This window comes from Margalitia sp. FSL K6-0131 (genome assembly GCF_038008735.1).
Classification (GTDB): Bacteria; Bacillota; Bacilli; order Bacillales; family Bacillaceae_C; genus Margalitia; species Margalitia shackletonii.
Genome location: NZ_JBBOZS010000001.1, coordinates 2,263,466 through 2,289,255, shown reverse-complemented (window position 1 = coordinate 2,289,255; position 25,790 = coordinate 2,263,466). Strand labels below are relative to the sequence as shown.

Genomic DNA, 25,790 nt, shown 5'->3' with positions numbered 1-25,790 from the left:
CCATGATTGCAATATAAAAAATGATACTTTTAAATTTTTTGTAACCGCTATCAAAATATTGTTGACAAATAATCAAACAGAAAAGGAAGTCCGTATTTATAAGACCTCCTTTTAATACATTTACATTTATCTTGAAAAGTAAGTTGAAATAACATCCAATGCATTATGCTCAATGATTGGTACCCCATATTCCTCCAAAAACTCAGCGGATGTGTTAGTTTGTGTTCCATATTCTTCACATAAAAAAGGAAAAGTGTTCAAATTATCTGATTGAATAATTATATAATATTGATTTTCAAATTGTATAAGTTTACTGGCAATGTTTAATTGTAAGTTGTGCACACATAATGAAAGCAATATGACATCCTCGATCGATTGAAAGCAATAGATATTTTTTCGATTTATCCCATTATTTTCGATACCCTCTTCTATTAGCTCAGAAATTTCATCAATCGTTAAGATTAAGACAATTTCTTTCGGGTTCAGAGAATAAATTTCTATTGAAATGGAATCGGTAACCTCAAAATGATACTCTTCTTTTGCAACCTCCACCATTTCGTCAAATAAGTCGTGCCAAATAAAGGATTCCAGTCCTTCTTCCAGAAATCCTTTTTTAACTAGTTCCTCAAATGTAATGGAGTACTTTAGTTTGTTCTGTGATAAACGTTCTAACTTCATTTACTTCGCCCCCTGAACTTTGGCTCTTAACACCATAGTATGAAAAGCGAATTAGATGGTTCATTTTAATTAACATTAGGAAAAGAAACGCAAAATAAAGGTTAATTTTCCTCTCTAGTTATGGTAATGAAATGAGTTTCCGGCTTTGCACCGAGTCTTAAAGGCAACATGCTTGTTCCATAGCCATTGCTTACAAACAATGTTGTAATATCTGATTTATAAATCCCGCCTTTTTGATACGGGCTATATCCGAAAAATTGTATTTGACCGCCATGGGTGTGCCCGCTCATTACGAAAGAAATCTTATCTTCCTTTCGCATTTTCTCTGTAATTCGTGGATTATGACTGATTAATATTTTAAAATCTACGAATTCTGTTCCATATAAAGCTAAATCTAAACGATCATTTTCTTGTGATATGTCATCTATTCCTAAAAGGGCAAGAGATTGACCGTTTGGCGCCCGAAAAATAATGGATTCATTTCTTAATACTTTTACATCATTTCTTTTTAGTACTGCCAGCAATTCATTTTCCATCATCTCATAATCATTATTTCCCCAAACAAAATATAGGGGGCCAACTTTTTTCAATAATTGTAAATTGTACTCCACTCTATCCAGAGGTACACCTTTTTCAAGCAAATCCCCGCCTATTATAACAAAATCCGCATTTTTCCCCACATCCATTATGATTGATTCATGAATTTTTCGGCGATGGATATCTGAAATAAAAAATATTTTCAGATCCTTAAATCCTGTCGGAAAATCTGGAAAGGCGATTATTTGGTGTATTACCTGATTTAAAAAGGCTTCTTTAAGCATGTAAAATACCAGCAATCCGATAAAAATAAGCAATACAATCCATAAAAATACCATTTATTACCTCCGATTTATTTATCAGTGTATTTATCATATCATAAAAAAAACAGATGATATTTCAATTAAAACATGGATGAAATATAATAAAAATCCTCTCATAAAAAGAGAGGACTATAGTAATAAATCTATTTTCAATTCATTCCAAATGTGCATGCTCCATTTAGTCTTCAACAATATGTAATATCCTAAATCCGGAGCTTTCCAATTTTGAAACAAATTTATCAATATTATCTCGCTTTTCAATCTTTAACACGATTCTGCGCACAAGCTTATCTGTTTCATCAAAGGTTACTAGTGAAATCACTGATTCATGGAATTGCCCGATAATATCGGCCAATCTTGAAATTCTGCCTTCCACTTCTACCGAACTAAAGGCTATCCTTACACCAGGTTTATACACCCCAAATGCGCTTTGAAACTGCTCTAATACATCAAAACGAGTGACGATTCCTAAAAAAATATTATTCTCATCTACTACAGCAAGTAATGGAAAATCCTTCAGCACAACTAATGTTTCCTCAAAAATTTCATTGCCTTTTAAATATTTATCTTGGTGAGTTGCGACATCCTTTACTTTTTTTGATTGGAGAAATTCCTCTTTTGAAACGTTTAATTCATAGAAATTCTTATAAATATGATAATGAGTAATAACCCCTGCATACTCATCTCCATTAAGCACAGGAAGGCAATCTATTCCTCGTGTTTCCAAAAGATTAAGTGCTGTTTCAACTGAATCATCAACACTTACTACTACACAACGATGTTTAGGAATCATAATACTTTTAGCAAACATACCATCACCTCATCAGAATTTATAAGCTTGAATAAATAATTCAACATATTTCGAGAAAATTCCTTTTTTCGAATAATAGAATTTTCGATTATTGACAAAAAATTAAGACATTTATTATAACAATTATCCATACACTTAAATATGAAATGCATAAGGAGGGGAAAAAATGTCTTCCAATTATAAAAGCTATAAACCTTTTGTCAGCCCGTTTGATCCATGTCCACCCATTCTTGAAAAAACCTATTCTACCCCGCCACATTTATATATGGGATTTCAACCGCCTAATTTGCCGCAATTTTCACCATTTGAAGCACTAAAGAAAGGGACATTATGGCAGCCTTTATATGATCCGTATTATAGCCCGTATGAAAGAGCAAAGGAGTGAGCAAAGCATGAAAGAATTACCGCCAGAATATTATCAAATGCTTGAAGAAATCCAAGCAATTGATTTTGTCATTGTGGAACTAACATTATACTTAGATACTCATCCAGATGACCATGAGGCAATTCAACAATATAATATGCTTATTAAACAAAGGAAGCCCTTAAAAAGAGAATTTGAAAAACGTTTCGGATCTTTAACGAGCTTTGGACATAGTTATTCCCATTATCCATGGGATTGGAAAGAAGCTCCGTGGCCATGGCAGGTTTAAACGTTCATAATCAAAAGGAGTGAGGGAAAAACATGTGGGTATATGAAAAAAAGCTGCAATATCCAGTAAGAGTCAGCACTTGTAATCCCATGCTTGCAAAATTACTAATTGAACAATATGGTGGTGCAGACGGTGAATTAGCTGCAGCATTACGCTATCTAAATCAAAGGTACACTATTCCAGATAAAGTTATCGGTCTATTAAATGATATTGGGACAGAAGAATTTGCCCACCTTGAAATGATTGCAACTATGGTTTATAAATTAACAAAAGATGCTACACCTGATCAATTAAAACAGGCTGGGCTGGCACCTCATTATGTTGACCATGATTCGGCATTATTTTATCACAATGCCGCTGGGGTACCATTCACCGCGACCTACATCCAAGCAAAAGGAGACCCGATTACAGATCTATATGAAGATATTGCTGCCGAAGAAAAGGCAAGAGCGACGTATCAATGGATCATTAATATGAGTGATGACCCTGATTTAAATGATGGGCTTCGTTTTTTACGTGAAAGGGAAATAATTCACTCCCAGCGCTTTCGTGAAGCTGTTGAAATTATTAAAGAGGACAGGGAAAAACGACAATTTTTTTAGATCTACTCCCTACTTAGCTTCATGATATAAATTTATATCATATTGTTTTTTCATCATTTCAAAAATTTCATGACGTGTTTTCCATGCTTCATTCTTCCAAAGGTCTTTGCTTCGATCAATGATTTCACACCGCAATTCATGATATTCCTTTTCATATTTCTCTTTTTTATCGTAAAGCACTTTTGTAGCTCCCAAAAAGAAAACCGCAAGAAATAAGAAGAACATGTGATTTTGATTATTAAAAACAATAGAAAAGATTTCAAAGAAAGAATAAGAGTATGGTTTTAAAATCATATGATACATGAGATATATGGTGATAAAACAATAGAAAACACTAATCCATAAAAGAAAAAAGTGATAGTTTTTGTATCTGTCAAATTTTCTTTTTTTATTCACTACATTTTGCAACATTTGTTTTGTAGCTTTATCCGTCTTTTCACTAAGATTAATTATGGCAGTATCCATTTCATTACAACCTCCACATTTACCGCTCTTACTTTATTTTATGAGGCTGTCCAATAACTATGTCATACCTAAAGAAAAAAGAGCAGCATTTTTTTAATGCTGCTCTTTTCTTATTTAGGTAATGGTATTTGCAATGTTTGGCCGGCCTGTATTTGATTATTAATAATATGATTTTGCATGATTATTTTTTCAATGCCGTCTTTGGAATGATAATATTTCATTGCGATTCTAAACAATGTCTCCTTAGGCTGAACAACATGATTAATGATTTGGATGTTTGAGTTTTCATTTGTTTGTGTATTGCTTACTTGTTCGGTATTATCAGAATTCTTTTGCTCCTGATTCGCTTGCTCTACATTATTTGTAGTGTTTTGCACAGTGGTTGTTCCTTTAGTTGAGTTATCGGGATTGATTTCGGTATTAGAACCAGAACCTTGATCAACTGAATTAGAAGTTTCATTTGAATTTTTATCGGGTTTCCCAACCGGAATGCTATTTTGGGTAGAATCGCCGCTATCAGATTCGAATAATACTTCCTCTCCACCAGAAGAATTAGAATTAGTGTCTGCCTTTAACGTTGGATGTTGAGAAAAATATGTATAGGCAAGAATAGTGCAAACCGGTAAAAGAATAAAAAATGTTAAAAGTACTTTTAATAATGGAAAATTTGCTTTTTTCTTTTTCTTTTTCTTCCTTTTCTTTGCATGATGAAGTTCCATTCTTGTTGGCAAAGAAGATTTTTCTCCGTCATTGTCTTCAATAGTAGTTATCTTTTCTAACCTTTGTTTCTTCTTTTCTACTTGGTCGAGATATGTTTCTGAATACATGAGATCCCCCCTTTCATTATTTTGTTCTAAGCTTAATTGCGATTCCTAAAAAGAAATCAATAACAAAGTGCATAGTAATGGTAGTTAGCAGATTATGGTTGGACCATTCGTAAACAAAACCAATCCAAAAACTTAGAACGACAATGTTTAGAATAAGAAACCAATGTCCCCAATATCTAATATGAACCAATGCAAAGATTGCGCTTGCAGCAATTACTCCGAAATGGGACTGAATCATTCCGCGAAATAAGATTTCTTCGCTAAGTGCAATCATGAGGGTTAATCCGATTATTTCAAGAATGGAACGATCTCGAAAAATTTTTTCATTAATACCACCATCATTATAATAATCATTCGGTAACACTTTCATCAAAAATAAATCTAGGATAACAACCAATATACCATTCGTTATCCCTATTACATATATAGACGAATCAAATCGAAAAAGGTTGAAAAAAGAAGAAAAATCATTTAATAAAAATATACCTAAAATGATAGAAATCGTTAATAGGACTATTTGAGTAGCCACGAGATGAAAAGTTAATTCTTTTTTCGTAAGCTGTTTGATGATTTCCGCTTGATTCATTTTTTTCATGTAAAACATCACTTTCTTCATTATTTGTCTAGCTACAACGCTATCGACCAGCATCTTCCGGTCTTTTCCTACTATAAGTCAACATTAGTCATGCTCTTTTGCTTTTCGTACTAATAAATTTTTAAGCAATACATCCCACGGTTCATTCTGGTTGTCCAACTCAGCTGTTTCGATTGCTTCATATTCGCTAAAGGATATCCCGCAATTGTCACAGCATATTTCTACCTTATACGTTTCTGCTTTTGTTTCATTAAAATAGGTTAATATCTCGTTTCTTCTGCATTCAATGGATTTTATCCATTTATCCATTTGCAGTATTTTTATTTGCTTATATTGAATCCGCTGATCTCTAATTTGTTTAATTTTTTCTATTTGATCTCTTTTAGTTTTATCCGTTGTACAATAAAATTCCAAAAATCGTTGCTGCGTATCGGTTAAGTCTAAAATCATTGATTTTGATGGATTTTCCAAGCCTTCTATATATAAATCAATTTGATAATCTGAAGGGAGTTCATTTTCAATCAATTGCATAGGAAGCTGAATATCGCCGGGACTGGATAGCAATATTGCGATACTCTTTTCACCATCCCTGCCTGCCCTTCCTATTTCCTGCAAATAGGATTCTAAGCCCTGAGGCATATGAAAATGAATAACAAATCGAATATTCGTTTTATTAATCCCCATCCCAAATGCACTGGTCGCACAGATTATCTCCAATTCATCATAAAGAAATTGCTGTTGAATCAGCATTCTTTGTTCTTGATCCATTCCCCCGTGATATGCTGCCGTTTTTATGATTCCTTCTTGTCTTAATAATTGGGCCATCTCTTCACACATTTTTTTACTAGAAAAATAAATAATACCTGGTTTTTCTAATTTTTTTACAAACATACGTAATTCATTGATTTTTTCTTCATAGCTTTGTACTTGATGAACTACCATGGATATATTTGGACGATCAACAGAGAATACACATTCCTTCACCTTATCCAGTTCTAATAAGCGAACGATATCCTTACGGACTTCTTCCGTGGCTGTTGCAGTTAGAGCAAGTGTCGTTGGTTTTCCCAATAGCTTTCTTGCATCACCTAATCGTAAATAATCAGGACGAAAATCATATCCCCATTGCGATATACAATGTGCTTCATCAATTACAAATAGAGATATGGTAATTTTTCTACAATACTCAATAATTGAGGGATTAGATAGCATTTCAGGTGATATATAGATAAATTTATATTGATGTAAAGATTTCAAAATGTAATAGCGTTCATTTGCCGGAAGAAAGGAATTTATTGCAATAACCTTCTTTTCACCCAACAATCTCATTTGCTCTACTTGATCTTGCATCAATGATAAAAGTGGTGAAACAATTAAAACAGAACCTTGCATTAAATAGCCCGGAAGCTGATAACATAATGATTTTCCGGTTCCGGTTGGCAGCATTGCCATTGTATGGTGGCCGTTCAAAACAGAAGTAATAACTTCCTCTTGACCTGGGCGGAACGAATCAAAATGAAAATATTTTTGTAATGCTTCATATACATTCATTTTAGTCACCTATTTTTAGCTAGAGCCAATCTAATTTGAAAGTAAGAAACATTTTCAAGCTTTTCTTTAATGGGCTTAAGCTTTTGTTTTCCTATTTCTTTAGCAATCTGCAAAATTTTTTCTTCTGTATTAGAGTCGATAAAAGGTTGTATACAAAAATTAGGATTATTTAATGCAATTTCAATAATATGGTCTTGAATGGTATTTTCTTTTAAGTTCCTCATTTTCGAAATATCAGCAATCGTGTAGTTATTTAATAAAAGCTGATACGTTTCCATTGTTGATTTTGTCATTGGAAATGGTTGATATACATCTTGAATAATGGAAAATAATAGAGGATATTTATACCTTTTTTCTAATACTTCATCCAATACATAATGAAGTAAATTTAAAAATCGATACCAATATTCCGTAGTTTCTAGTGATAATTTGCCAGCAGATTGTTCTACTGTTTTCCCAATTTGCTTATACCCAGTTAACCTAAAAACTATTATTTCCGGTCTTTCAGGTGGATCATCTAAGAATATAGAATAAAGTTCATCATACAGCGCGGCAGCTAATTGATGCTTTGACATTTTTTGTGACATCATAAACTGCTTTACCCAATATAAAATCTTCGAATCCCTACTAATTGGGTAATATTGACGGTTGTTGTTAACTAAGTTCGAAAGAGCCTGAATAAGAATCCCTAATCTGTCCCAAAAAACAAATGCATGCTCCTGATATTTCATTCCATTTAGGAAAGCTGGAAAGGATTTCTTTGTAAAATAGTCATGCAGTCGATATTCACCTGACTCCGTAATGTGATAATTTGGACCTTCTTTCATTTGTAAAAATGATTGGCTAATCAGCGATTGTATGTTTTCATCAAAGGATGACCTCGTTAAATTAGGTAAAGTATAAAATACTGACTCTACTTGATAAAGATACGCATCTTGAATGGTTTGGCTTGATTTTTTCCCTTTAAATAAATGAAATACTGCATATACAGTACGCTCACTTTTCAATTGTTTTAAAGTCCATAATAATAAAGCCTCTAAAAAGGTCATCATCAACACCTATTGTCTTTTTATGTCTAATTTTAGCATACTATCCTTTAAATACATCATAAATTATGAACAAAATTAGAAGAATTTCCTATAGCGAACCTTTTTATTGAAATGTGGAAAAGGGAGTCTTAGAATGAAGTGTGGGGAATAATATTTTTTTCTATATGATTTACCAGGAGGTTTAACACGTATGCCTAAATATACGATTGTAGATAAAGATACATGCATTGCCTGTGGTGCTTGTGGAGCAGCTGCTCCTGATATATTCGATTATGATGATGAGGGACTTTCCTATAACATCTTGGATGAAAATCAAGGAACAGCGGAAATACCAGAGATTCTTGAGGATGATTTAATGGATGCATTTGAAGGGTGCCCTACAGAGTCAATAAAAATAGCAGATGAACCATTTGATGGAGATCCATTGAAATACGAATAAAAAGCATGCGGCAAATCTGCTGCATGCTTTTTTACTCTTTATTTTACTAATGTATTCTTCTCCAGCCATTTTTGCAGTCGTATAAAAAGCAGCATAAAAAGAATAGTTACCGCTAAGCCTTTTACTATATTAAACGGCAAGACAGCAGAAATAACATATGCTTTCGGAAGTTCAAAATGCATTAATGCTAAATATGCCGGAAGAATGACAAAATAATTTAAAATACTCATTAAAATTGCTAAGGAAACAGTGCCTACTATCAATCCGATTGTCATGCCTTTTTTAGTTTTATTATGTCTATAAACAAAATAAGTAGGCAGTACAAAGAAAATTCCCGATAAAATATTGGCTAAATGTCCAATTGGAATACCCGATTCACTTCCCCATGTGAAATAATCAAGCAGATTTTTAATGACTTCCACAATGATAGCAGCCATCGGACCAAATAAAACTGCAGCAACTAATGCCGGAATATCACTAAAATCGACAGTTAAAAAGTTGGAAAATGGTGTTGGGATTTTAATTAACATCAATACATACGCCAAACTGCTTAGCAGTGCAATGCTTACAAATGTCTTCAATTTCATTTTTTGCAAAATTCCTCTCTCCTTTTGAGATTCATCTCAGCTTGAAGAAAGGTTGCCACATACCTAAAAATAAAATACCCCCAAAGAAAAAATTTCTTTGAGGGAGAATTTAAGGCATGCATAAATAGGTATTCAAACGTAAGCAATTTGAATACTGGCCAACCTTCACCTTCTCCCATCCAGACTATACTGTCGGCTTTGGAATCACACCAAATCCTGCCCTTTACAGGCTCGCGGGCTTAGAAGCATACGCTTCATCACCGCCGGTCGGGAATTGCACCCAGCCCCGAAGATGAATCATATTCATTTTTTTCTTCATTATTATAACTCAATAAGAACGATTTGTGAAGAATTTAGTATTTCACTAATAAAATGTATTTTTAAGAAATAATCCATGCTATCTTGGAAAATTCCCATTGTGCCATTTGTTCATATGTAATGAATCCACAACAATTTTCTGATCAGGGAAAATGAGATCTTTATTTTTTATATGATTTAATGATATTAAAGTTTTGATAGGTATATTCCATTTTTTAGAAATATCAAACAAGGTATCTCCCTTTTTAACTGTATATGTAATTTCCATATCATAAGTATTTTGGACATTCATCGTAGGATATGTTTGATAGGAACTTTCATCATTTAAGCCTATCGATAATTCTTCGACTCTATATATAGGGATAATATCTTTTCCTTGGGATTCTACTTTTACTGGCTGGGAAACTTCTGTAATGCCATATGGATCGTGCTGCAATGCAAATACAAGCTGCCCAATCTCTCCATATCCATAAACAATGAACGGATTAATAGCATTCTTTTTATCGATTGTCCATTCACCCTCGTGAATTTCAAAATGAAGATGGGTTCCTGTAGACTCCCCGGTATTTCCCATTAATCCTACTGTTTCTCCCTGTTGTACATGGTCACCCTCGGAGACTATACGTTTTGCTAAATGTGCATAAACTGTTTCAAACCCATTGTCATGCCGAATAAACACTACATTTCCATATGAATAGGATAAATACGATTTTACAACCACTCCATCCGCAGCTGCGTAAATTGGAGACATATACTTACCAGCTATATCTATTCCCTTATGTTCGCCTCCTCTTGAATCAAAGATATCTGATATTTCCCCTTTTGCTGGAAAAAACCACTTTTCCGTGCTTCTTTTTATATCTACACTAGAAGCGTGAACACTTCCACAATTTATGATAAAAATTACGCAAATAGCCATTAATAATTGGATTATGACCTTTTTCATCATTTTCCCCTCCTTGGACTACTCATGCTTAACCATATGAGCATCTATTCCGCATTAGAACAAATTGTTAAAAATGAGTATACTAGAGCAAATTTTAGTGTTTACTGTTCAGGAAAATATATGCATAAAAAAGTTAAATCTAACCATTCGTGTCTAATAGTACAAATGTGGAAGGGAGAAACTTGCTAGACTGTAGGCATCGGACTGACGTGGACATTTTTTTCAAAAAGGTTATCCACACCTTTCCTAAACGATTAAAAAATAAAAGAAGCCATTGAAATTTTTGGCTTCTTTTTAAATAGCGATTATTATTTTGTATTAAGTCCTATTTGTAGAACATTTATTTAGAGAAGTACATGCAAATATTCTAAATCTACAACTACATGCAATTATAATATTATTCTATATTTATCCGATTAGGTGCGAGTGGAACCTCCACTGGTTTGGAAAAATCAAAACCATTCCATTGTAACGGTTCGATATTTTCAAATTGAATAGAAGAATATCCAAAATTTTTAGCGGTAAGTAAAATAGCTTCAATCATATCCATTGGATTTTTTTCATTTTCTAACTGAACATTTTTCGTAAATTGAACGGTAGCCTGATCCGCATTTTCTTCGTTTACTTTAATACTTAAATCCTGTCCAATAACGGGATGATGAAAATCATCTGGTTTCGTCTTCATAGCTTCTAACGCTGCTTGCAAATTAGAAAACTTCTCATCTGTTGGTAATAAGTAATCTTCACCATCACCGGATGTATATAAATAAAAGGCAGTATGTGGAGTTTTATTTATATCTTTACTCGTTACCTCTCCTAATTCCCCTATTTCTATCGGATTGCCATTTTCATCTGAAAAATCAACTTTTTTCACATCTTGATAAGCAAAAGAGTATTGAATAATTGAATCTAAATTCAATTGAAAAAGTTCCGTAATAGATGGAATATCCTTCTTTTCTATGATAATATGCATCTTTTTGGTAGCAGCATCATACTTCATGTCACCATGTAAAGGCAGGTAGTTATCGAGTGACGGCATTTTTTTAGCAAGGCTTCCGGCTATTTTTTTATACTGAGTTACCCAATCTGTATTTTCTTTAAGAGCCAATACACTCACTGGAACGACAACGGCATCCTTCGTGAAAACTCCGTAAGTAAAAACATTATTCTTTCCCAAGTCTTCTTTATAAATAGCAGTTTTGCTTATTTGATCATTTGCACTTTGGACAGCATTTATATTTGCACTAGCTTTCTCCGTCTTTTTCGGCTGTGCTTTTTGTTTAGCTGCTGACATCACCACTGCATCTTTACGACTTGACACATCCATCGATTTGCTTTCTTGATGGTCTTGCTGAAGAAATACAGGGGATATTAGTATAAAAGCAATAACAACTGCTAGAACGGATAGTACCGGTATGAAAATTAGCTTTTTGTTTTTTGTTTTTTTATTCATTTTCGTTTGAACACTCCAGTAAATATTTTCTGCATTTCGACTATCTGTTATTTTGGGCATATTTCGAAGAAGCTTTTCTAAATGATTTTCATCAATAGGATGATTAGCCATATTGCTGTACCCCCCCTTCCCGTTCTTTTTCGTTCATCAATTTTCTTAGGACATTCAGTGCCCGATGCTGAGTTGTCTTTACCTTACTTTCGCTCCATCCCAATATTTCAGCTGTTTCAGAAATACTAAAGTTATTAATGTAACGAAAAATGATCACCGCTTTCTGATCCTTTGTACAAAGATCCAGGCAATGATAAAGGAGGCGAATATGCTCATTTTTCATAACAATTTCCTCTGGCAATGGACCAATATCACTTATTTGATTTTTCCTCCATTCAAAAGCCTCCATTATTCTATTTTTCAAGCTTTTTTGTTTACGAAAATAGTCTATTGCGACATTTCTGGCTATCGAAAAAAGCCATGTTTTTTCCGAGCTTTTCCCTTCGAAATTGTGATAGGATTTCAATACTCTGATATAAACATCTTGAGCTAAGTCTTCTGCCACATCACGTTTTTTTACCATATACATTAGAAATTGAAATAAGTCTTGATGATATTTGTTATATATTTCTTTAAAGACGGAGTCCATTTTCCCCCTCCTCCGTTATTATTTTAGTCGTATATGCCGCTAAAAAGTTACAAAAAATCTAATAATTTTTTATCTTGTCTTATTCTACCAAAGAACAAAAAGAAATGCGCTAATTTTTTAGCGCATTTCTTTTTATTTTATCGATAAGAAAGAAAAACGGCATTTATTTGTCCAGCTCCAGGTGAACTTTGAACTTCAATTTCAATAGAGCCTATCGGCTAGCGGATTTCTACGTCTCAAGTCAACATCAGTTCGTGAACTACCTCACTGTGTTTCCTTTATCTCAATCGAAGACTCCGAAATCCGTACTCCGATGAGCAAGGCCTTCCGCTTTTCTGTGTTTCCCATGAAACAAGATTTCTCGTCAGAATTAGCACTATTTCATGAAGTGTACGGCAAAAAGAAGGAAAATGTCGTGCCTTGTCCAATTTTGCTTTTAACAAAAATATGTCCATTATGAGCATCTACAATATTTTTAGCAATCGCGAGCCCCAATCCTGTACCTGATTTACCGCGTGTTCTTGCTTTATCCGCTTTATAAAAGCGCTCAAAGACAAACGGTAAATCCTCCTCTGGGATCCCTGACCCATTATCCTGGACATGAACTGTGATTCCATTCTCTTTTCTATCCACCATCACTTTTACATTGCCATTTTGTCCGGTATGTCTAATTGCATTATCTATAAGATTGGTCAATACTTGCTCAATTCTGTCAGGATCCAAATCAATAGATGTATTATTATCAGTTATTCTTTCATATGAAAGATTCACGTTCTTTTCGCGTGCAAGACCTTGAAATTTATTCGTAACCCTTTCAATAAACGGATTTATTTCCGTATCTTCCTTGTACAATGTTATGTGTCCAGCTTCCATTCTTGCTAAATCAAGCAGTTCATTTACAAGTCTGCCAATCCTTAAAGTCTCATCATAAATAATTTTTGCAAATTCTTTCTTTTCCTCATCCGATGCTGCAATATCGTCTATAATCGCTTCACTATATCCTTGCAGCATAGCAATTGGAGTTCGCAATTCATGTGACACATTGGCAATGAAATCATCCCGAAGCTTATCCAGTTTTCGTTCTTCCGTCATATCCCGAAGTACTGCAACTGCTCCACGAACATCTTTTTGATTATACAGCGGACTGACAATAACCACATAGGAATGTCCTTGTATCTTTAATTCATCTGTTTGCTCTTTTTCTGTTTCAATCACTTTGTGAAGTAAAGCTAATATTTCTTCTGGAGCAGGAAGATCTAGATTTTGACTGGGGTCATTTAACCATTGCTGAAGAAACTTCTCTCCTGGAGGATTGGTAATTAATATCGTTCCATCCCTGTCAAAGGTTAATACTCCATCCGCCATACTGCTTAATATGGATGTCAATTGCTCTTTTTCCTGCCGAAGAGCATTCATATTAAATTTTAATTGTTTTCCCATTTGATTAAACGCTGTAGCCAATTCCCCAATTTCATCATGAGTTAAAATAGGGACCTTTGTATCAAATTTTCCTTTTGCCACCTCAAATGCTGCAAGCCTCATCTTTCTTAAAGGAGCAGCGATTCTTGTCGACAAGAAAAATGCAAAGAAAGTTGTTAAAATAATTGCTATTCCTGCTGAAAGCAAAATGATTTTTGTTGTTTGCTGTGTCGTATCTTTTAATACGTTTAATGATTGATAGATAAAAATTGCTCCATTTTCACCCTTTACTGTTTGTAAAGGTACACCTACCACGAGTGTATTATCATAACGATTTCGTGACTTTTCATTTGGGGGTTCTATTTCCTTTTTCTCTGTCTTTTGGCTTTTAAAAACCTTTGAAAGCTGCGGATCATTTAAAATCTTGGCAGGAGTGATATGTTTATTTTTACTTGGAGCTGAGTAAAAAACATTACTTCTATTGTAGGCAATAATAACTTGAGTTGGTTTATCCACTATTTCTAACGCCATCTGAATTCCTACATTATCATTCGGATGTTGCTCAACGATGTGAGCAATTTTATTTGCGGTTGTCTCTAAATCCTGTTCAATTTGGGTAACATGATAACTCTCGAAAAATTCAAGTAGTAATATAGTCAGGATGAAAAGGACAAACGAAACTAAAAGCAAGATAGTTAACCATAGTTTGCCTACAACACTTTTCCAAATTTTCATTCAGAAGTAACCTCAAATTTATAGCCTACTCCCCATACTGTTATAATCATTTTCGCCGCATTTTCCGACACGCGGTTTAATTTTTCTCTTAATCTTTTAACATGGGTGTCCACCGTTCTTAAATCACCAAAAAACTCATAATGCCAAACTTCCTTCAGCAGATGTTCACGATCAAATACTTTATCCGGTGATTTTGCAAGGAAATATAATAATTCATATTCCTTTGGAGTAAGATTCACTTCTACCCCATCAGCGGTAACGCGATGAGCATCATTATCAATAGATAAGTGCGGAAATACGATAACATCCTTTGCCTTTGTATCTGTGTTCAAAAAGCTTGTAGAGGATGATCTTCTTAACAGTGCTTTCACCCTTAAAACTACTTCACGAGGACTAAATGGTTTTACAATATAGTCATCGGTCCCTACTTCAAAACCTTCTACACGGTTTGCTTCTTCCCCTTTTGCTGTTAACATAATCACGGGAGTAGATTTCACAGCTCGAAGTTCTTTACAAACCTCAATCCCATTTTTTCCAGGCATCATTAAATCCAGTAAAATGCAATCATAATCATTTTCAATCGCTTTTATTAAAGCTGTTTCACCATCTTCTGCTTCCTCAATTAAATAATTTTCTCTTTCTAAATACATTTTTAATAATCTTCTAATCCGATCCTCATCATCAACAACTAAAATTCTTGCTTCAAATTCCATTACAATGACCCCCTGTTTCATATTTCGAAAAAAAGCCTCCACATTAGTGAAGGCATTTATTTACCGGACGAAGCGCCGTCCCAAAAAGTTTCATCAAATTTGGAAATTACGCATAAGAATGTAAGCCTGCTATCACTAAATTGACCGCTATTAGATTAAACATAATAATCGCAAAACCAATTACTGCAAGCCATGCTGATTTACTGCCGTGCCAACCTTTTGAAAGACGTAAATGCAAAAATGCTGCATAGAATAACCATGTAATAAGTGCCCAAACTTCTTTCGGATCCCAGCTCCATGCTTTCCCCCACGCTTCTTGTGCCCATATCATTGCAAATATTAGCGCACCTAATGTAAAGACTGGAAATCCAATAATTACCGAGCGGTAACTAATCTCATCTACTAAGTCTAGTTTAATATTCTTTACTAAAGGCTGCAATAATGCTCCGATTCGTTTGCGTGTAATTAATCGAATAAGGATATACAAAATAATTCCTGTAAAGACGGACCAAATCACTGTATTTAACTTCACCGCATTGATGAGAGCAGGAACATAAAATAATGGTTTAAATTGATCCGGATTTTGCATTTTCCCTTCATGCGGTCCAACAATTGCTGGTAGTTCAAAAGTCATACCTTGTTTACCTGCTTGTTCGACACCCTCTTTGTTCACCCAATCAAATTTTGCTGAATAATTCGTTGCGTGGAAGATTGATGTGATAATAATAAATCCAACAACGGATATAAGGGTAAACATAACAAATTCCAGCCAAAATGTACTTTTGCTTTTTTTCGTTTGATTAATACTCTTCACTAAATAGATTAATCCTGCTGCAAAACTGATAGCCAGAATCGCTTCTCCCGTTGCCGCTGTCGTTACATGAATATGAAGCCAATAACTTACTAAAGATGGTACTAATGGATTGACTTCTCTCGGGAACAAACTTGCATATGCTATAACGAGTAATGCTACAGGTAATGCAAATACTCCTAATACTGCAGTCTTATAGATTAAGTAAATGATGATAAAAGCAGCTACAAGCATCATTCCAAAAAATGTAGTGAACTCATACATATTGCTAACAGGTGCATGACCTGAAACGATCCAGCGTGCAATAAAATATCCGAGCTGACAAACAAACCCTATGATAGAAATGGTAATACCTATCAAGCCCCAACGATTCATTGCTCTTCCTTCCGTTTTTTTGGAATCGGTGCGAATCGCACCGCCAAAAAAGAATGTCCCAATTAAATATAAAACGAAAGCTACAAACAATAAATTACTGCTTATACTTAATAGCTGATTCATTTCCATCCCTCCTTATTCGATCTCTTTTTCTTTCTTACTTTCTTGCTGATCTAGTGGTATCGGTACATTAGTACCCTCTAAGATTGCCGCTATCTCGGTTTTGATTCCATAATAATTTTTATTTGTATGAGCCGCAACGAAAATTTTTCCGTCTTTTCTAAGCAGCCAAATTCTTCGATGATTCCAATAAGCACCTTGAATGACTCCTATCATAAAGATAGCACCACCGACTGCCAAAATCCATAAAGTTAAATCCTTATGAACCGTTAAAGCGGAAACATTTCTAGTCTCAATTCCTGCAAATGACATTTTATAATCATTTACTCCAAGAGGCTCCACATTTTGTCTGATTGCAACGAAGCTTACCTCACCCTTAGGGTGTTCCGGAGTAAACATTTTAAATAAAAAGGCAGGATTGTCCGGGATACGTGAACTTGACTGTGGTTCGCCATTCTTTGCAAAACCAGTAAAATTAGGATAATACCCGATTAATTCTACCCTATATCCCTTTTGCAGATTATAAACATCTTTTGGATTGAAAAGGTCTATTTTTACAGTTCCAAATGTTTTTCCAGTTTTTTTATTCGTCAATTGTAAAGACATTGATTTTAATTCGTTTGGTTTATAATCCATTTGATAAACGGAATAATGAGCAAATTTCAAAGGATGATTTACACTTATTTTGTCATCCTTTACTTTTTCTAATTTATCCGATTCACCTGGAAGAGCTCCGTCTTTACGTTTATATAACGTTACATTTGTTTGGAAGTTTTTCGCTACTGTGCCGACTCGATCTAAAGCTTGGTCAAAAGCCTTATTATCTTTCCCTTTTTGATATGTATCGAGAATAAATTGGTGGTTTTTCAGTGCATATTTTTCATTAGTACCGGGAATAACATTTGTTTCTCCCTCTCTTATCCAAAGTAAATCATCCACATACATTCCAGGAACAAAGCGAAGCATTGCTCCAATCAAGAATATGATAAGACCTATATGATTTACATATGGTCCCCACCTGGAAAAACGATTTTTTTCTGCAAATAAATTTCCGTTTTCTTCTTTAACATTATAGTGTTTATCTTTTAATCTTTCTTTTACTTTAGCAAGTGTTTGATCACCTGTATCAGAACCTTCAATAAAAAGACGTTGACGCTTAAGAAATCCTTCATGCCTAGTTACACGCTGATTTTTCAAAGCCCTGTGAAGTGGAATGAAGCGATCAAGACTGCAAATAACCAAGGAAACCCCAATTGCAGCAATTAATAAGAAATACCACCATGATCCGTATAAATTATCAAACCCTACTTTATACCATAACTGACCAACCCATCCATATTCGTCATGATAATATTGTTCAGGAGACAGGTTTGTAGGTAACATATCCTTTTGCGGAAAAATAGTACCTAGTGATGAGGCAACTAAAGTAATAACAATAAGCCATACTCCAACTTTTACGGAAGAAAAGAAATTCCAAATTTTATCTACAATTGTTTTATTATATGTTTGGGAACGTCTTGCACTTCCTTCATAGCGCATATTGTACAGCTTTTCTTTTTCCGCTTCTTCCGTTAGCGCTTTCCCGCAAGATTCACAAAGGATGGTACCGACCGGATTCACGTGTCCGCACTCACATTTCATTTCACTCATATGTAAAACTCCTTAGGTTAAGGTTTAATGCTCTCCATAAACCCTTTAAAATCGTTTTTCGTTAAATTTTCATTGCCAATAATCACTTTTTTTACCTTTCCATCAGGACCGATCAGAACGGAATGAGGCAGATTATCTACTCCATACACACTTTGCACATCCCTGTCTTTATCCATTAAGATTGGAAAAGATAACTTATATTGCTTGACAAATTTGTTAACGATAAAATTTGCTTCCCCGACATTTACAGCCAATATTTCAACACCTTTGTTTTTGTATGTTTTATACACATCATCCATGTACGGCATTTCCGATTTACAAGGCGGGCAATAAGTTCCCCAAAAGTTTAAAAATACACCTTTCCCCTTGTAATCCGAGAGGCGATGTGTATTTCCCTGCATATCCGTCAGTTGAAAATCCGGTGCCTTATCCCCAACACTAAGTTTCCCTTGATTATCCTTATTTAGATTTGCATATAATGTGTAACCAACCGCTGCTAATAAAATAATTAAAATTGCTGTCCGTATGTATAATCTTCGCTTTTTTTTCTGAGACATTTTTGCAACCTCCAATCTATAAAACGGTCACACACTTTTGGCTTCATTATAACATTATTGAAACTATAGCAAAAAAGCATTATTTGAAGGTTATGTGAAACTTTTACATTCCGCTGCCGCTTTCGGCCATTGCCCGTAACTGTTTAACCTCATGCGGGGTCAATTCCCGTATTTCTCCGGCATTTATACCACTTAATGTTAAAAAAGCAAATCGTTCGCGTCTTAACTTTTGAACGGGATGTCCTATTGCTTCGAGCATTCTTCGAACTTGTCGGTTTCTTCCTTCATGTATGGTTATTTCCATGATTGATTTTTGCTTTTTCTTATCGAATGATAATAGCTTCACTTTGGCCGGAGCAGTTTTGCCATCTTCAAGACGAATCCCTTTTTCTAATTGCTTTAAAGCCATTTTTGTCGGTATCCCTTGTACTTTCGCTACATAAGTTTTATTTATTTCATAACGTGGATGCATAAGCAAATTTGCAAACTCCCCATCATTTGTTAATAATAACAATCCGGATGTATCATAATCTAATCGACCAATTGGATATACCCTTTCCTTAATATCCGGCAGAAAATCGGTTACTACTTTTCTACCCTTATCATCTGATACCGCAGAAATTACTCCACGTGGTTTATAAAATAAAAAATATACTTTTTCTTCTTTTTCTAGCGGTATTCCTTCCACTTCAATTTTATCTGATGGAGATACCTTGGTTCCAAGCTCTTTCACTACTTTTCCATTCACTTTCACTTTTCCTTCAATAATTAAACCTTCAGCCTTCCTGCGTGAAGCAACTCCTGCTTGTGCAATTACCTTTTGCAGTCTTTCCATTTCTTTTCACCTCATATTAAGTTCTTTATCAATTGGCTTCTTTCTTCATCTTTGTTGCTATTTCAACCGAAATTCTTTCAAATTCCATATTCAGCACTATTATGGATAACTATCTTTAAAATAGATGCCCTGAAACTAGGACTGAATAGGACTTTAAACTAAGTTCGAAAAGGAACAATGTATTCAAAAAACAGCCTTATCCTTTATGAATTATTACATATGAAAAGGAAAAAGCAAAGAAACTATTCTTTTATCCAGTCTACCCTTTTCAGACAAAATAAAAAACTAGCCGCTAACGACTAGTTTTTTAAGTATCATTACTTACCGAACATTAACGAAACAATAATAATTGCTGCAGCAATTCCTACTAGGTCTGCCAGGAGGCCAACTTTTAAGGCGTCTCCCATTTTCTTAATTCCGACTGCTCCGAAATAAACAGTTAAAACATAAAGGGTTGTGTCTGTACTTCCCTGAATAGTGGATGCCAATCTGCCAATATAAGAATCCGGATGATGAACAGATAATATATCACTCATTAATCCTAATGCAGCATTACCGGAAATCGGCCTTATTAATGCAAGCGGAACAACTTCTGATGGCACGCCAAGCCAATCCAGCATCGGCCGCAGGAATTGTACAAAGAAATCGAGTGCACCAGATGCCCGAAAGACAGTAATGGCTACAAGCATCCCAACTAAAAATGGAATGATTGAAACAGCAATTTTTATTCCTTCTTTTCCGCCTTCTACAAAAGTTTCATAGGCGGGTACTTTTTTCCACACACTGTATATTAATATAAACCCTATTAACAACGGGATAATCCAAATCGAAACAAGCGAAATCCATTGCATTTAATTCACCTCTTACGCGATCTTTTATAATGATAGTAGCGATCAATTAAGATGGCAGCGATGGTTGCGATGAATGTTGCAATTAAGGTAGGTCCAACAATTTCTGTAGGAGAAGCAGATTTATAATTCATTCTAATCGCAATGACTGTTGTTGGTATGAGGGTTAACCCAGATGTATTCAGAGCTAAAAAGGTGATCATCGATCTGCTTGCAATGGGCTTTCCGCCATTTAATTCTTTAAGCTGTTCCATTGCTTTTATTCCTAATGGTGTGGCTGCATTACCCAGGCCAAACATATTCGCCATAATATTGGATAAGATGTATCCTAATGCTGGGTGATCTTCCGGAACTTCCGGAAATAGTTTTTTAATGATTGGCCGAAATAATCGGGACAGTTTATCCAGCAGCCCAGATTCTTGGGCAATTCGCATGATTCCAAGCCAAAATACTAAAATACTGATGAGTCCGATGCATAAAGTTACCGCTTCATTCGCAGAATGAAAAATCGCCTCATTAACTGCCTTCATTTTCCCATTCACTGCTGCAAAGATTAATCCTATAATTGTCATTCCAATCCAAATATAATTAACCATTTGTTTTCACACCTATTTGGATTAAAAAGACATGCAAGAATTCCTTAATCCAACCTTCTTTGGCTTTTTTATTCGTAAAATGATAATAAATTGGAACCGTACGAATCGGTGTTTTATCCAAATATATAACAGCTTTGCCCACTATTTCAGGAATCTTTTCAGGGTCCTTCCAGCTTTTGTTTGGTTTCATCACTTTATATTCAATTTCGACTTCTTCTCTTTCCTGCTTTGTTAGCGGATAATCTACCTCATGTTTGATATACACATTATTTTTTAAGTATTTGTTTTTTATAGCTGAAATTTTTCCTTGCTTTAAAATGATGGTAGAATCGTAATTTTTAAATCCGTATTCGAACATGGAAATATGGTCATTCCAATCGTCCGGGTCATTTAACGTTACAACTATAAGATTCTCACCATTTTTGGAAGCGGTCGTAACAAGAGTACGTTTTGCCAATTTTGTAAAACCCGTTTTTCCACCTGTGCAGTATTTGTATTTTTCTGTCAATAGGCGATTCTTATTTCGCCAGCCTTTATACGTTTTTGTTCCTGCTATTTTTTGATACGTTTTATTTTGCATGGCATATCTTGTTAGCAATGCCATGTCGTAGGCGGTGGAAAAGTGATCCATTTTTCTGCTATCCAGTCCATTTGGGTTAGCAAAATGGGTGTTATTCATTCCGATTTCCTTTGCCTTTTGATTCATTAGAAATACAAAACCTTCAATACTTCCTCCTACATTTTCCGCAATTGCATTGGCTGCATCATTGCCCGAACGCAACATCAGACCGTAGACCAAATCTTCAAGCTTTACTTTGTCACCCGGTTTTAAATAGATGGAAGATCCTTCAGTACGAACGGCCTTTTCACTAATCGTCACTTTCTTTTCTAATTTACCTGATTCAATAGCAAGAATGGCTGTCATAATTTTAGTGATAGAGGCAATTCTGCTAACTTCATTCGCGTTCTTTTCATACAAAATTCTTCCGCTATCTTGATCCATTAATATAGCACTCCTCGCACTAATGGATCCTTTAGCACCTGCTGTTCGAGGAGGAAATACGGTTAGAATTAGAACAAAAATAACGAGAAGGAAAATAATTCGTTTCATGAATTTGCTCCTCTTCCTTTTAATCTTTTATACCTTGTCGAATTTAGATTTCTTCTAAAAAAATTCTTTGTACAAGTCTATGCTGGACAAGTAGGAATATGATTAGAAAATAAGAAAAGCGCAAGCGCCGCAGCTCTAGCGTACGGATTTCGTAGTCGCTCACCTCGAGATAAAGGAAACACAGTGAGGTAGTTCACAAGCTGACGTTGACTCTAGCCGATAGGCAACTGCAGTTAGACAAAGGAAATTACAACAAAATAAAAAGAAGGTGAAGGAACAGTGTGTACACTGTTCCTCCACCTTCTGAACCATTTTTCCATTAGTCCATCGTTTCCTGAAATTTTTCGAAAAATAAATCGGCATCCTCTTGCGGGAAATCATCCTCTACTTTTTCCGGTAACGGAGGTAATTCCTTTAAATCTTTTAAACCAAAGTAATCTAAAAATTCTTTAGTGGTTCCATATAAAATGGCTCTTCCAGTGCCATTCGCACGCCCAACATCTTTAATTAATCCTTTTGAGAGTAATGTTTGCAACGGGCGTTCTGTTTTTACTCCCCTAATTTCTTCAATTTCAAGCCTTGTAATCGGCTGCTTATAGGAGATGATTGCTAATGTTTCCAAAGCCGCTTGTGATAATGTGTGCATTCCAGGAGATTCTACAAGTCTTTTTAAATAGATAGAGTGTTCCTTCTTTGTAGCCAGTTGAAAGGTACCAGCAAGTTCTATTAATGTAATTCCGCGGTTAGGGTTTTGTTCGTACTCTTGTCTTAACATTTCTACAACCTCAACAGCTTGAAATTCTTCAATTTCAAGTACCGTTTTAATTTGTTTCAATGATAGTCCTTCATCACCGGCAGCAAATAGCAAGCTTTCAAGAATGCCTAGCCAATTTATTATTTCCATTCAGTTCACTCCTTTTGGCCGTGATATAAAAATTTCGTGAAAATTGCCTTCCTGCTCTACAAAAATCTCATTTCGTTTCATAAGCTCCAGTATTGCGAGAAAGGTAACAACAATATGATCCTTATTTGGAAATGGAAATAAAGAGTTAAAACTTCTTTTTCCTGAAGATATGGTAACTTCTTTGATAATTTCTTCCATTCGCTTCTCAATAGATATTTCCTGGCGGGTTATTTTTGTTGATAATGGCTTTTGTAATTTTTTTCTTCTTAAAAGCTTGTTAAGAGCACCAATCATATCGTATACAGATATATCGATATCTAATTTATCCGGCTGTATCTCTTTCATATATTCCGTTAAATCACTTGGAGGTTTAGTAAACATTTGGCTTCGATCTTCCTCCAAATGTTTTAGCTCTAGTGCTGCTTCTTTATATTTTTTATACTCAATAAGCTTTTCAACAAGATCATCCCGAGGATCCTGTTCTTCATATTCGAAATCATCTTCCGATAACTCTTCTTCCTGCTGAGGGAGTAGCATCCGGCTTTTAATTGCCAATAACGTGGCAGCCATAACTAAATACTCACTCGCAACATCAAGTTCTAAAACTTTCATTGCATGGACATATAATAAATATTGCTCGGTTATTTCAGCCATAGGGATATCGTAAATGTCTATTTCCAAACGATTTATTAAATGAAGCAATAGGTCTAAAGGACCTTCAAAGGCCTCTATTTTTACACTATATTCCATCGAATCACCAATTCCAATTTTTAAAACTTTTATACACTCGTTTTGTACAGTCTTTGTCCAGCTGCGGCGCCTATCGGCTAGTGGATTTCTCCGTCTCCTCCCTACGATAAGTCAACATCAGGTAAAATTACATTTCAAATTTTACTCGTTGAAAATGGAAGTGCTATTTTCACTTGTTCGTTTACTACCTCACTGTGTTTCCTTTATCTCGAGGTGAGCGACTACGAAATCCATACGCCGGTGAGCAAGGGCCTTCGCTTTTCTTAGTATAGAGGATATTACCTTTAAGGGAAACAAAAATTTATTTTCTGAAAAGTTATTCCCCTTTTTGAATGTAACAATCTTTCCGATATCAACCTTTTAGATAAATTCGCCTAAATCTTCTTCAAATTTAGGCTTTGGCCTATACAACCTATTACACCCATTCATAGTATAAATCGTACAAAACTATTTTAGGAGGTTAATCATATGGCCGATGGATTCGGATACGGCGGCGGCTTTGCGTTAATTGTAGTATTATTTATTTTGTTAATCATTGTTGGAAGTGCATATATTTACTAAACCTTTCCTAGCCTTCTATGAAAAGAAATCGGTTTATAAGCTGATTTCTTTTTTATGAAAAAAAATACAAAAGTCCTCGCTTTTTTCAAACATAGCTATCGCTTTGTGTTAAAATTTATATAGTTTGAAATAGAGAGGAGTATCTTTTTTTTGAGATTTCCGAATGCATATATTCAATTTTTAATACATTTCCATGGTGACAGGGACTATTTCGAATGTCATGAAATATTAGAGGATTATTGGAAAGATACGGAGCCCGGCAATCGAAATTCTATTTGGGTGGGATTTATTCAGCTAGCTGTAGCACAATACCATTATAGGCGCGGAAATGATATTGGAGCAAAAAAATTATTGTTAAAATCCATGAACATTCTTAAACAAAGAAAAATCGAATTAACAAAGCTTGGGATCGATATCGATCCATTCTTTGTATTACTAGAGAGCTTATACACCTCATATATAAATGGCAGTGCATATAAAAATATAAATTTACCTATTTGCGATCAGTATTTATTAAGTATTTGTAAAAAGGAATGTGTTCAATCAGGGTTAGAATGGTGCAGTGATGATGACCATATTTCTAATTTCATTGTTCATCGTCATCTGTATAAGGACCGAGCTGATGTTGAAACAAGACGGAAATAACCATAATTTGAAGAATAATGCATAGAAAAGGCACAGACTATTCGTCTGTGCCTTTTTCATGAAAATCGCATTTATCAAAAAAGCTTTCCGTTTGTTCATTAGGTAATAAATTTTTATCTTCGTAAATATGCTTTAAAGCTTTCAGCATATTTTTGCCAATACCTTCATGGCGATGTGACGGATTAACAGAAATATGTTGTATTTCAACCTTATCGCCTTTTAAGACTACTCCAACAAGTCCTATTACATCATCCTCTTTCCACAAGAAAAGTTGCCACTCATCGTCCGTTTCATACTGTTTCATGGTTTGCTGCAACTTTTTTAAATCCTTTTCATTTGGCATAAATGATAAAAGTCCCATAGCAATTTTCTCAAAGGCCTTCTTATACCTAATTAACATAAAATATCCCTCAATTATCGTTCTTTTACTTTTTTACCATTATGAACATTTAGACATAAAAGTAAACCTGTATCATTTAGTGTGCGATATAAACGATTCCTATCATACTAGAATCCTATAAAATGTACAAGCCAAAAAATTACTTTTTAACAAAGAAAAACCAATAATACAGTCCCCATCCCAATGCAATTATACAAATGATGATGAATAACAATATGTTATTTTTCTTCAAATTATTACACTCCCCAAAACAGAATAGCACTATTAAACAAAATAGTTTATTATC

30 protein-coding genes and 1 riboswitch are annotated in these 25,790 nt (G+C 34.6%); of the genes, 6 read left to right on the top strand and 24 right to left on the bottom strand.

Features of this window, described 5'->3' with window-relative positions; translation table 11 throughout:
* Positions 1-126 precede the first annotated feature (126 nt).
* From NSQ59_RS11130 to NSQ59_RS11120, 3 genes are all read right to left on the bottom strand, one after another.
* Positions 127-678: an adaptor protein MecA gene (locus NSQ59_RS11130; protein WP_055739415.1), complete on the bottom strand. Its 552-nt coding sequence runs from the start codon at positions 676-678 to the stop codon at positions 127-129.
* A 101-nt stretch (positions 679-779) separates the two neighbouring features.
* A complete protein-coding gene (locus tag NSQ59_RS11125; RefSeq protein ID WP_055739414.1) occupies positions 780-1,553 on the bottom strand; it encodes a metallophosphoesterase in 774 nt (257 codons plus the stop codon).
* A 163-nt stretch (positions 1,554-1,716) separates the two neighbouring features.
* Entirely contained in the window at positions 1,717-2,349 is a 633-nt protein-coding gene (locus tag NSQ59_RS11120; RefSeq protein WP_055739413.1) for a CBS domain-containing protein, read from the bottom strand.
* A gap of 166 nt (positions 2,350-2,515) precedes the next feature.
* On the opposite strand from NSQ59_RS11120, the gene NSQ59_RS11115 reads away from it, so the two are divergent.
* The 3 genes from NSQ59_RS11115 to NSQ59_RS11105 are packed head-to-tail and all read left to right on the top strand — an operon-like array spanning position 2,516 to position 3,604.
* On the top strand, positions 2,516-2,734 hold the full coding sequence (locus NSQ59_RS11115) for a spore coat associated protein CotJA (RefSeq protein WP_055739412.1): 219 nt from the start codon (positions 2,516-2,518) through the stop codon (positions 2,732-2,734).
* 7 nt (positions 2,735-2,741) lie between these two features.
* Entirely contained in the window at positions 2,742-3,002 is a 261-nt protein-coding gene (locus NSQ59_RS11110; RefSeq protein ID WP_055739411.1) for a spore coat protein CotJB, read from the top strand.
* Between the two features lie 32 nt (positions 3,003-3,034).
* Positions 3,035-3,604 carry a manganese catalase family protein gene (locus NSQ59_RS11105; protein WP_055739410.1) on the top strand — a complete coding sequence of 190 codons (570 nt, stop codon included), beginning with the start codon at positions 3,035-3,037 and terminating at the stop codon, positions 3,602-3,604.
* Between the two features lie 9 nt (positions 3,605-3,613).
* Here the strand turns inward: NSQ59_RS11105 and NSQ59_RS11100 are convergent, their stop codons facing one another.
* The 5 genes from NSQ59_RS11100 to NSQ59_RS11080 all read right to left on the bottom strand — a co-directional run bounded on the left by NSQ59_RS11100 (position 3,614) and on the right by NSQ59_RS11080 (position 8,091).
* Complete coding sequence (locus NSQ59_RS11100) at positions 3,614-4,069, bottom strand: DUF2663 family protein (protein WP_055739409.1); 456 nt, start codon at positions 4,067-4,069, stop codon at positions 3,614-3,616.
* A gap of 110 nt (positions 4,070-4,179) precedes the next feature.
* Positions 4,180-4,896 (bottom strand): LysM peptidoglycan-binding domain-containing protein, encoded by a 717-nt coding sequence (locus NSQ59_RS11095; RefSeq protein WP_055739408.1) that lies wholly within the window; start codon positions 4,894-4,896, stop codon positions 4,180-4,182.
* A gap of 16 nt (positions 4,897-4,912) precedes the next feature.
* Positions 4,913-5,491, bottom strand: coding sequence for a CPBP family intramembrane glutamic endopeptidase (locus tag NSQ59_RS11090; protein WP_055741195.1), 579 nt, complete (start codon positions 5,489-5,491; stop codon positions 4,913-4,915).
* 84 nt (positions 5,492-5,575) lie between these two features.
* A complete protein-coding gene (locus NSQ59_RS11085; RefSeq protein WP_340831194.1) occupies positions 5,576-7,042 on the bottom strand; it encodes a RecQ family ATP-dependent DNA helicase in 1,467 nt (488 codons plus the stop codon).
* Between the two features lie 5 nt (positions 7,043-7,047).
* Entirely contained in the window at positions 7,048-8,091 is a 1,044-nt protein-coding gene (locus NSQ59_RS11080) for a helix-turn-helix domain-containing protein (RefSeq protein ID WP_340831191.1), read from the bottom strand.
* 190 nt (positions 8,092-8,281) lie between these two features.
* On the opposite strand from NSQ59_RS11080, the gene NSQ59_RS11075 reads away from it, so the two are divergent.
* Positions 8,282-8,530 (top strand): ferredoxin, encoded by a 249-nt coding sequence (locus tag NSQ59_RS11075; protein ID WP_055739405.1) that lies wholly within the window; start codon positions 8,282-8,284, stop codon positions 8,528-8,530.
* Between the two features lie 38 nt (positions 8,531-8,568).
* Here the strand turns inward: NSQ59_RS11075 and NSQ59_RS11070 are convergent, their stop codons facing one another.
* The 15 genes from NSQ59_RS11070 to NSQ59_RS11000 all read right to left on the bottom strand — a co-directional run bounded on the left by NSQ59_RS11070 (position 8,569) and on the right by NSQ59_RS11000 (position 23,898).
* Entirely contained in the window at positions 8,569-9,126 is a 558-nt protein-coding gene (locus NSQ59_RS11070) for an ECF transporter S component (RefSeq protein ID WP_055739404.1), read from the bottom strand.
* Between the two features lie 154 nt (positions 9,127-9,280).
* Positions 9,281-9,415: riboswitch (FMN riboswitch) on the bottom strand.
* A 99-nt stretch (positions 9,416-9,514) separates the two neighbouring features.
* Positions 9,515-10,381 (bottom strand): peptidoglycan DD-metalloendopeptidase family protein, encoded by an 867-nt coding sequence (locus NSQ59_RS11065; RefSeq protein WP_055739403.1) that lies wholly within the window; start codon positions 10,379-10,381, stop codon positions 9,515-9,517.
* 397 nt (positions 10,382-10,778) lie between these two features.
* A complete protein-coding gene (locus NSQ59_RS11060; RefSeq protein ID WP_340831188.1) occupies positions 10,779-11,945 on the bottom strand; it encodes a hypothetical protein in 1,167 nt (388 codons plus the stop codon).
* The gene (gene sigX / locus NSQ59_RS11055) at positions 11,938-12,474 is read right to left on the bottom strand and encodes an RNA polymerase sigma factor SigX (protein ID WP_055739401.1); all 537 of its coding nucleotides are present in this window, start codon (positions 12,472-12,474) and stop codon (positions 11,938-11,940) included. Before sigX ends, NSQ59_RS11060 begins: the two co-directional genes overlap by 8 nt.
* Positions 12,475-12,855: 381 nt before the next feature.
* Positions 12,856-14,628 carry an ATP-binding protein gene (locus NSQ59_RS11050; protein WP_055739399.1) on the bottom strand — a complete coding sequence of 591 codons (1,773 nt, stop codon included), beginning with the start codon at positions 14,626-14,628 and terminating at the stop codon, positions 12,856-12,858.
* Positions 14,625-15,341 carry a response regulator gene (locus NSQ59_RS11045; RefSeq protein WP_055739398.1) on the bottom strand — a complete coding sequence of 239 codons (717 nt, stop codon included), beginning with the start codon at positions 15,339-15,341 and terminating at the stop codon, positions 14,625-14,627. Before NSQ59_RS11045 ends, NSQ59_RS11050 begins: the two co-directional genes overlap by 4 nt.
* 106 nt (positions 15,342-15,447) lie before the next feature.
* Positions 15,448-16,650, bottom strand: coding sequence for a c-type cytochrome biogenesis protein CcsB (ccsB, locus tag NSQ59_RS11040; protein ID WP_340831184.1), 1,203 nt, complete (start codon positions 16,648-16,650; stop codon positions 15,448-15,450).
* A gap of 12 nt (positions 16,651-16,662) precedes the next feature.
* Complete coding sequence (gene resB / locus NSQ59_RS11035; protein WP_340831182.1) at positions 16,663-18,297, bottom strand: cytochrome c biogenesis protein ResB; 1,635 nt, start codon at positions 18,295-18,297, stop codon at positions 16,663-16,665.
* A 17-nt stretch (positions 18,298-18,314) separates the two neighbouring features.
* Positions 18,315-18,854, bottom strand: a complete 540-nt coding sequence (gene resA / locus NSQ59_RS11030; RefSeq protein WP_055739395.1) for a thiol-disulfide oxidoreductase ResA — start codon at positions 18,852-18,854, stop codon at positions 18,315-18,317.
* A gap of 103 nt (positions 18,855-18,957) precedes the next feature.
* Positions 18,958-19,689, bottom strand: a complete 732-nt coding sequence (gene rluB / locus NSQ59_RS11025; RefSeq protein WP_055739394.1) for a 23S rRNA pseudouridine(2605) synthase RluB — start codon at positions 19,687-19,689, stop codon at positions 18,958-18,960.
* A gap of 317 nt (positions 19,690-20,006) precedes the next feature.
* Entirely contained in the window at positions 20,007-20,540 is a 534-nt protein-coding gene (locus NSQ59_RS11020) for a spore maturation protein (RefSeq protein ID WP_055739393.1), read from the bottom strand.
* A 5-nt stretch (positions 20,541-20,545) separates the two neighbouring features.
* Positions 20,546-21,133: a nucleoside recognition domain-containing protein gene (locus NSQ59_RS11015; RefSeq protein WP_055739392.1), complete on the bottom strand. Its 588-nt coding sequence runs from the start codon at positions 21,131-21,133 to the stop codon at positions 20,546-20,548.
* On the bottom strand, positions 21,126-22,244 hold the full coding sequence (locus NSQ59_RS11010) for a D-alanyl-D-alanine carboxypeptidase family protein (RefSeq protein WP_055739391.1): 1,119 nt from the start codon (positions 22,242-22,244) through the stop codon (positions 21,126-21,128). Before NSQ59_RS11010 ends, NSQ59_RS11015 begins: the two co-directional genes overlap by 8 nt.
* Positions 22,245-22,563: 319 nt before the next feature.
* Positions 22,564-23,148 (bottom strand): SMC-Scp complex subunit ScpB, encoded by a 585-nt coding sequence (gene scpB / locus NSQ59_RS11005; protein WP_055739390.1) that lies wholly within the window; start codon positions 23,146-23,148, stop codon positions 22,564-22,566.
* A complete protein-coding gene (locus NSQ59_RS11000) occupies positions 23,149-23,898 on the bottom strand; it encodes a segregation/condensation protein A (RefSeq protein ID WP_055739389.1) in 750 nt (249 codons plus the stop codon). It lies immediately after the preceding gene.
* A 468-nt stretch (positions 23,899-24,366) separates the two neighbouring features.
* Here NSQ59_RS11000 and NSQ59_RS10995 point away from each other — a divergent pair, with 468 nt between their 5' ends.
* Together NSQ59_RS10995 and NSQ59_RS10990 are read left to right on the top strand one after the other, a co-directional pair.
* Positions 24,367-24,459, top strand: a complete 93-nt coding sequence (locus tag NSQ59_RS10995; RefSeq protein ID WP_083489277.1) for a YjcZ family sporulation protein — start codon at positions 24,367-24,369, stop codon at positions 24,457-24,459.
* A 150-nt stretch (positions 24,460-24,609) separates the two neighbouring features.
* Entirely contained in the window at positions 24,610-25,104 is a 495-nt protein-coding gene (locus NSQ59_RS10990; protein WP_055739388.1) for a DUF309 domain-containing protein, read from the top strand.
* Positions 25,105-25,141: 37 nt separating this feature from the next.
* Here the strand turns inward: NSQ59_RS10990 and NSQ59_RS10985 are convergent, their stop codons facing one another.
* Positions 25,142-25,504, bottom strand: coding sequence for a GNAT family N-acetyltransferase (locus NSQ59_RS10985; RefSeq protein ID WP_055739387.1), 363 nt, complete (start codon positions 25,502-25,504; stop codon positions 25,142-25,144).
* Positions 25,505-25,790: the final 286 nt, after the last annotated feature.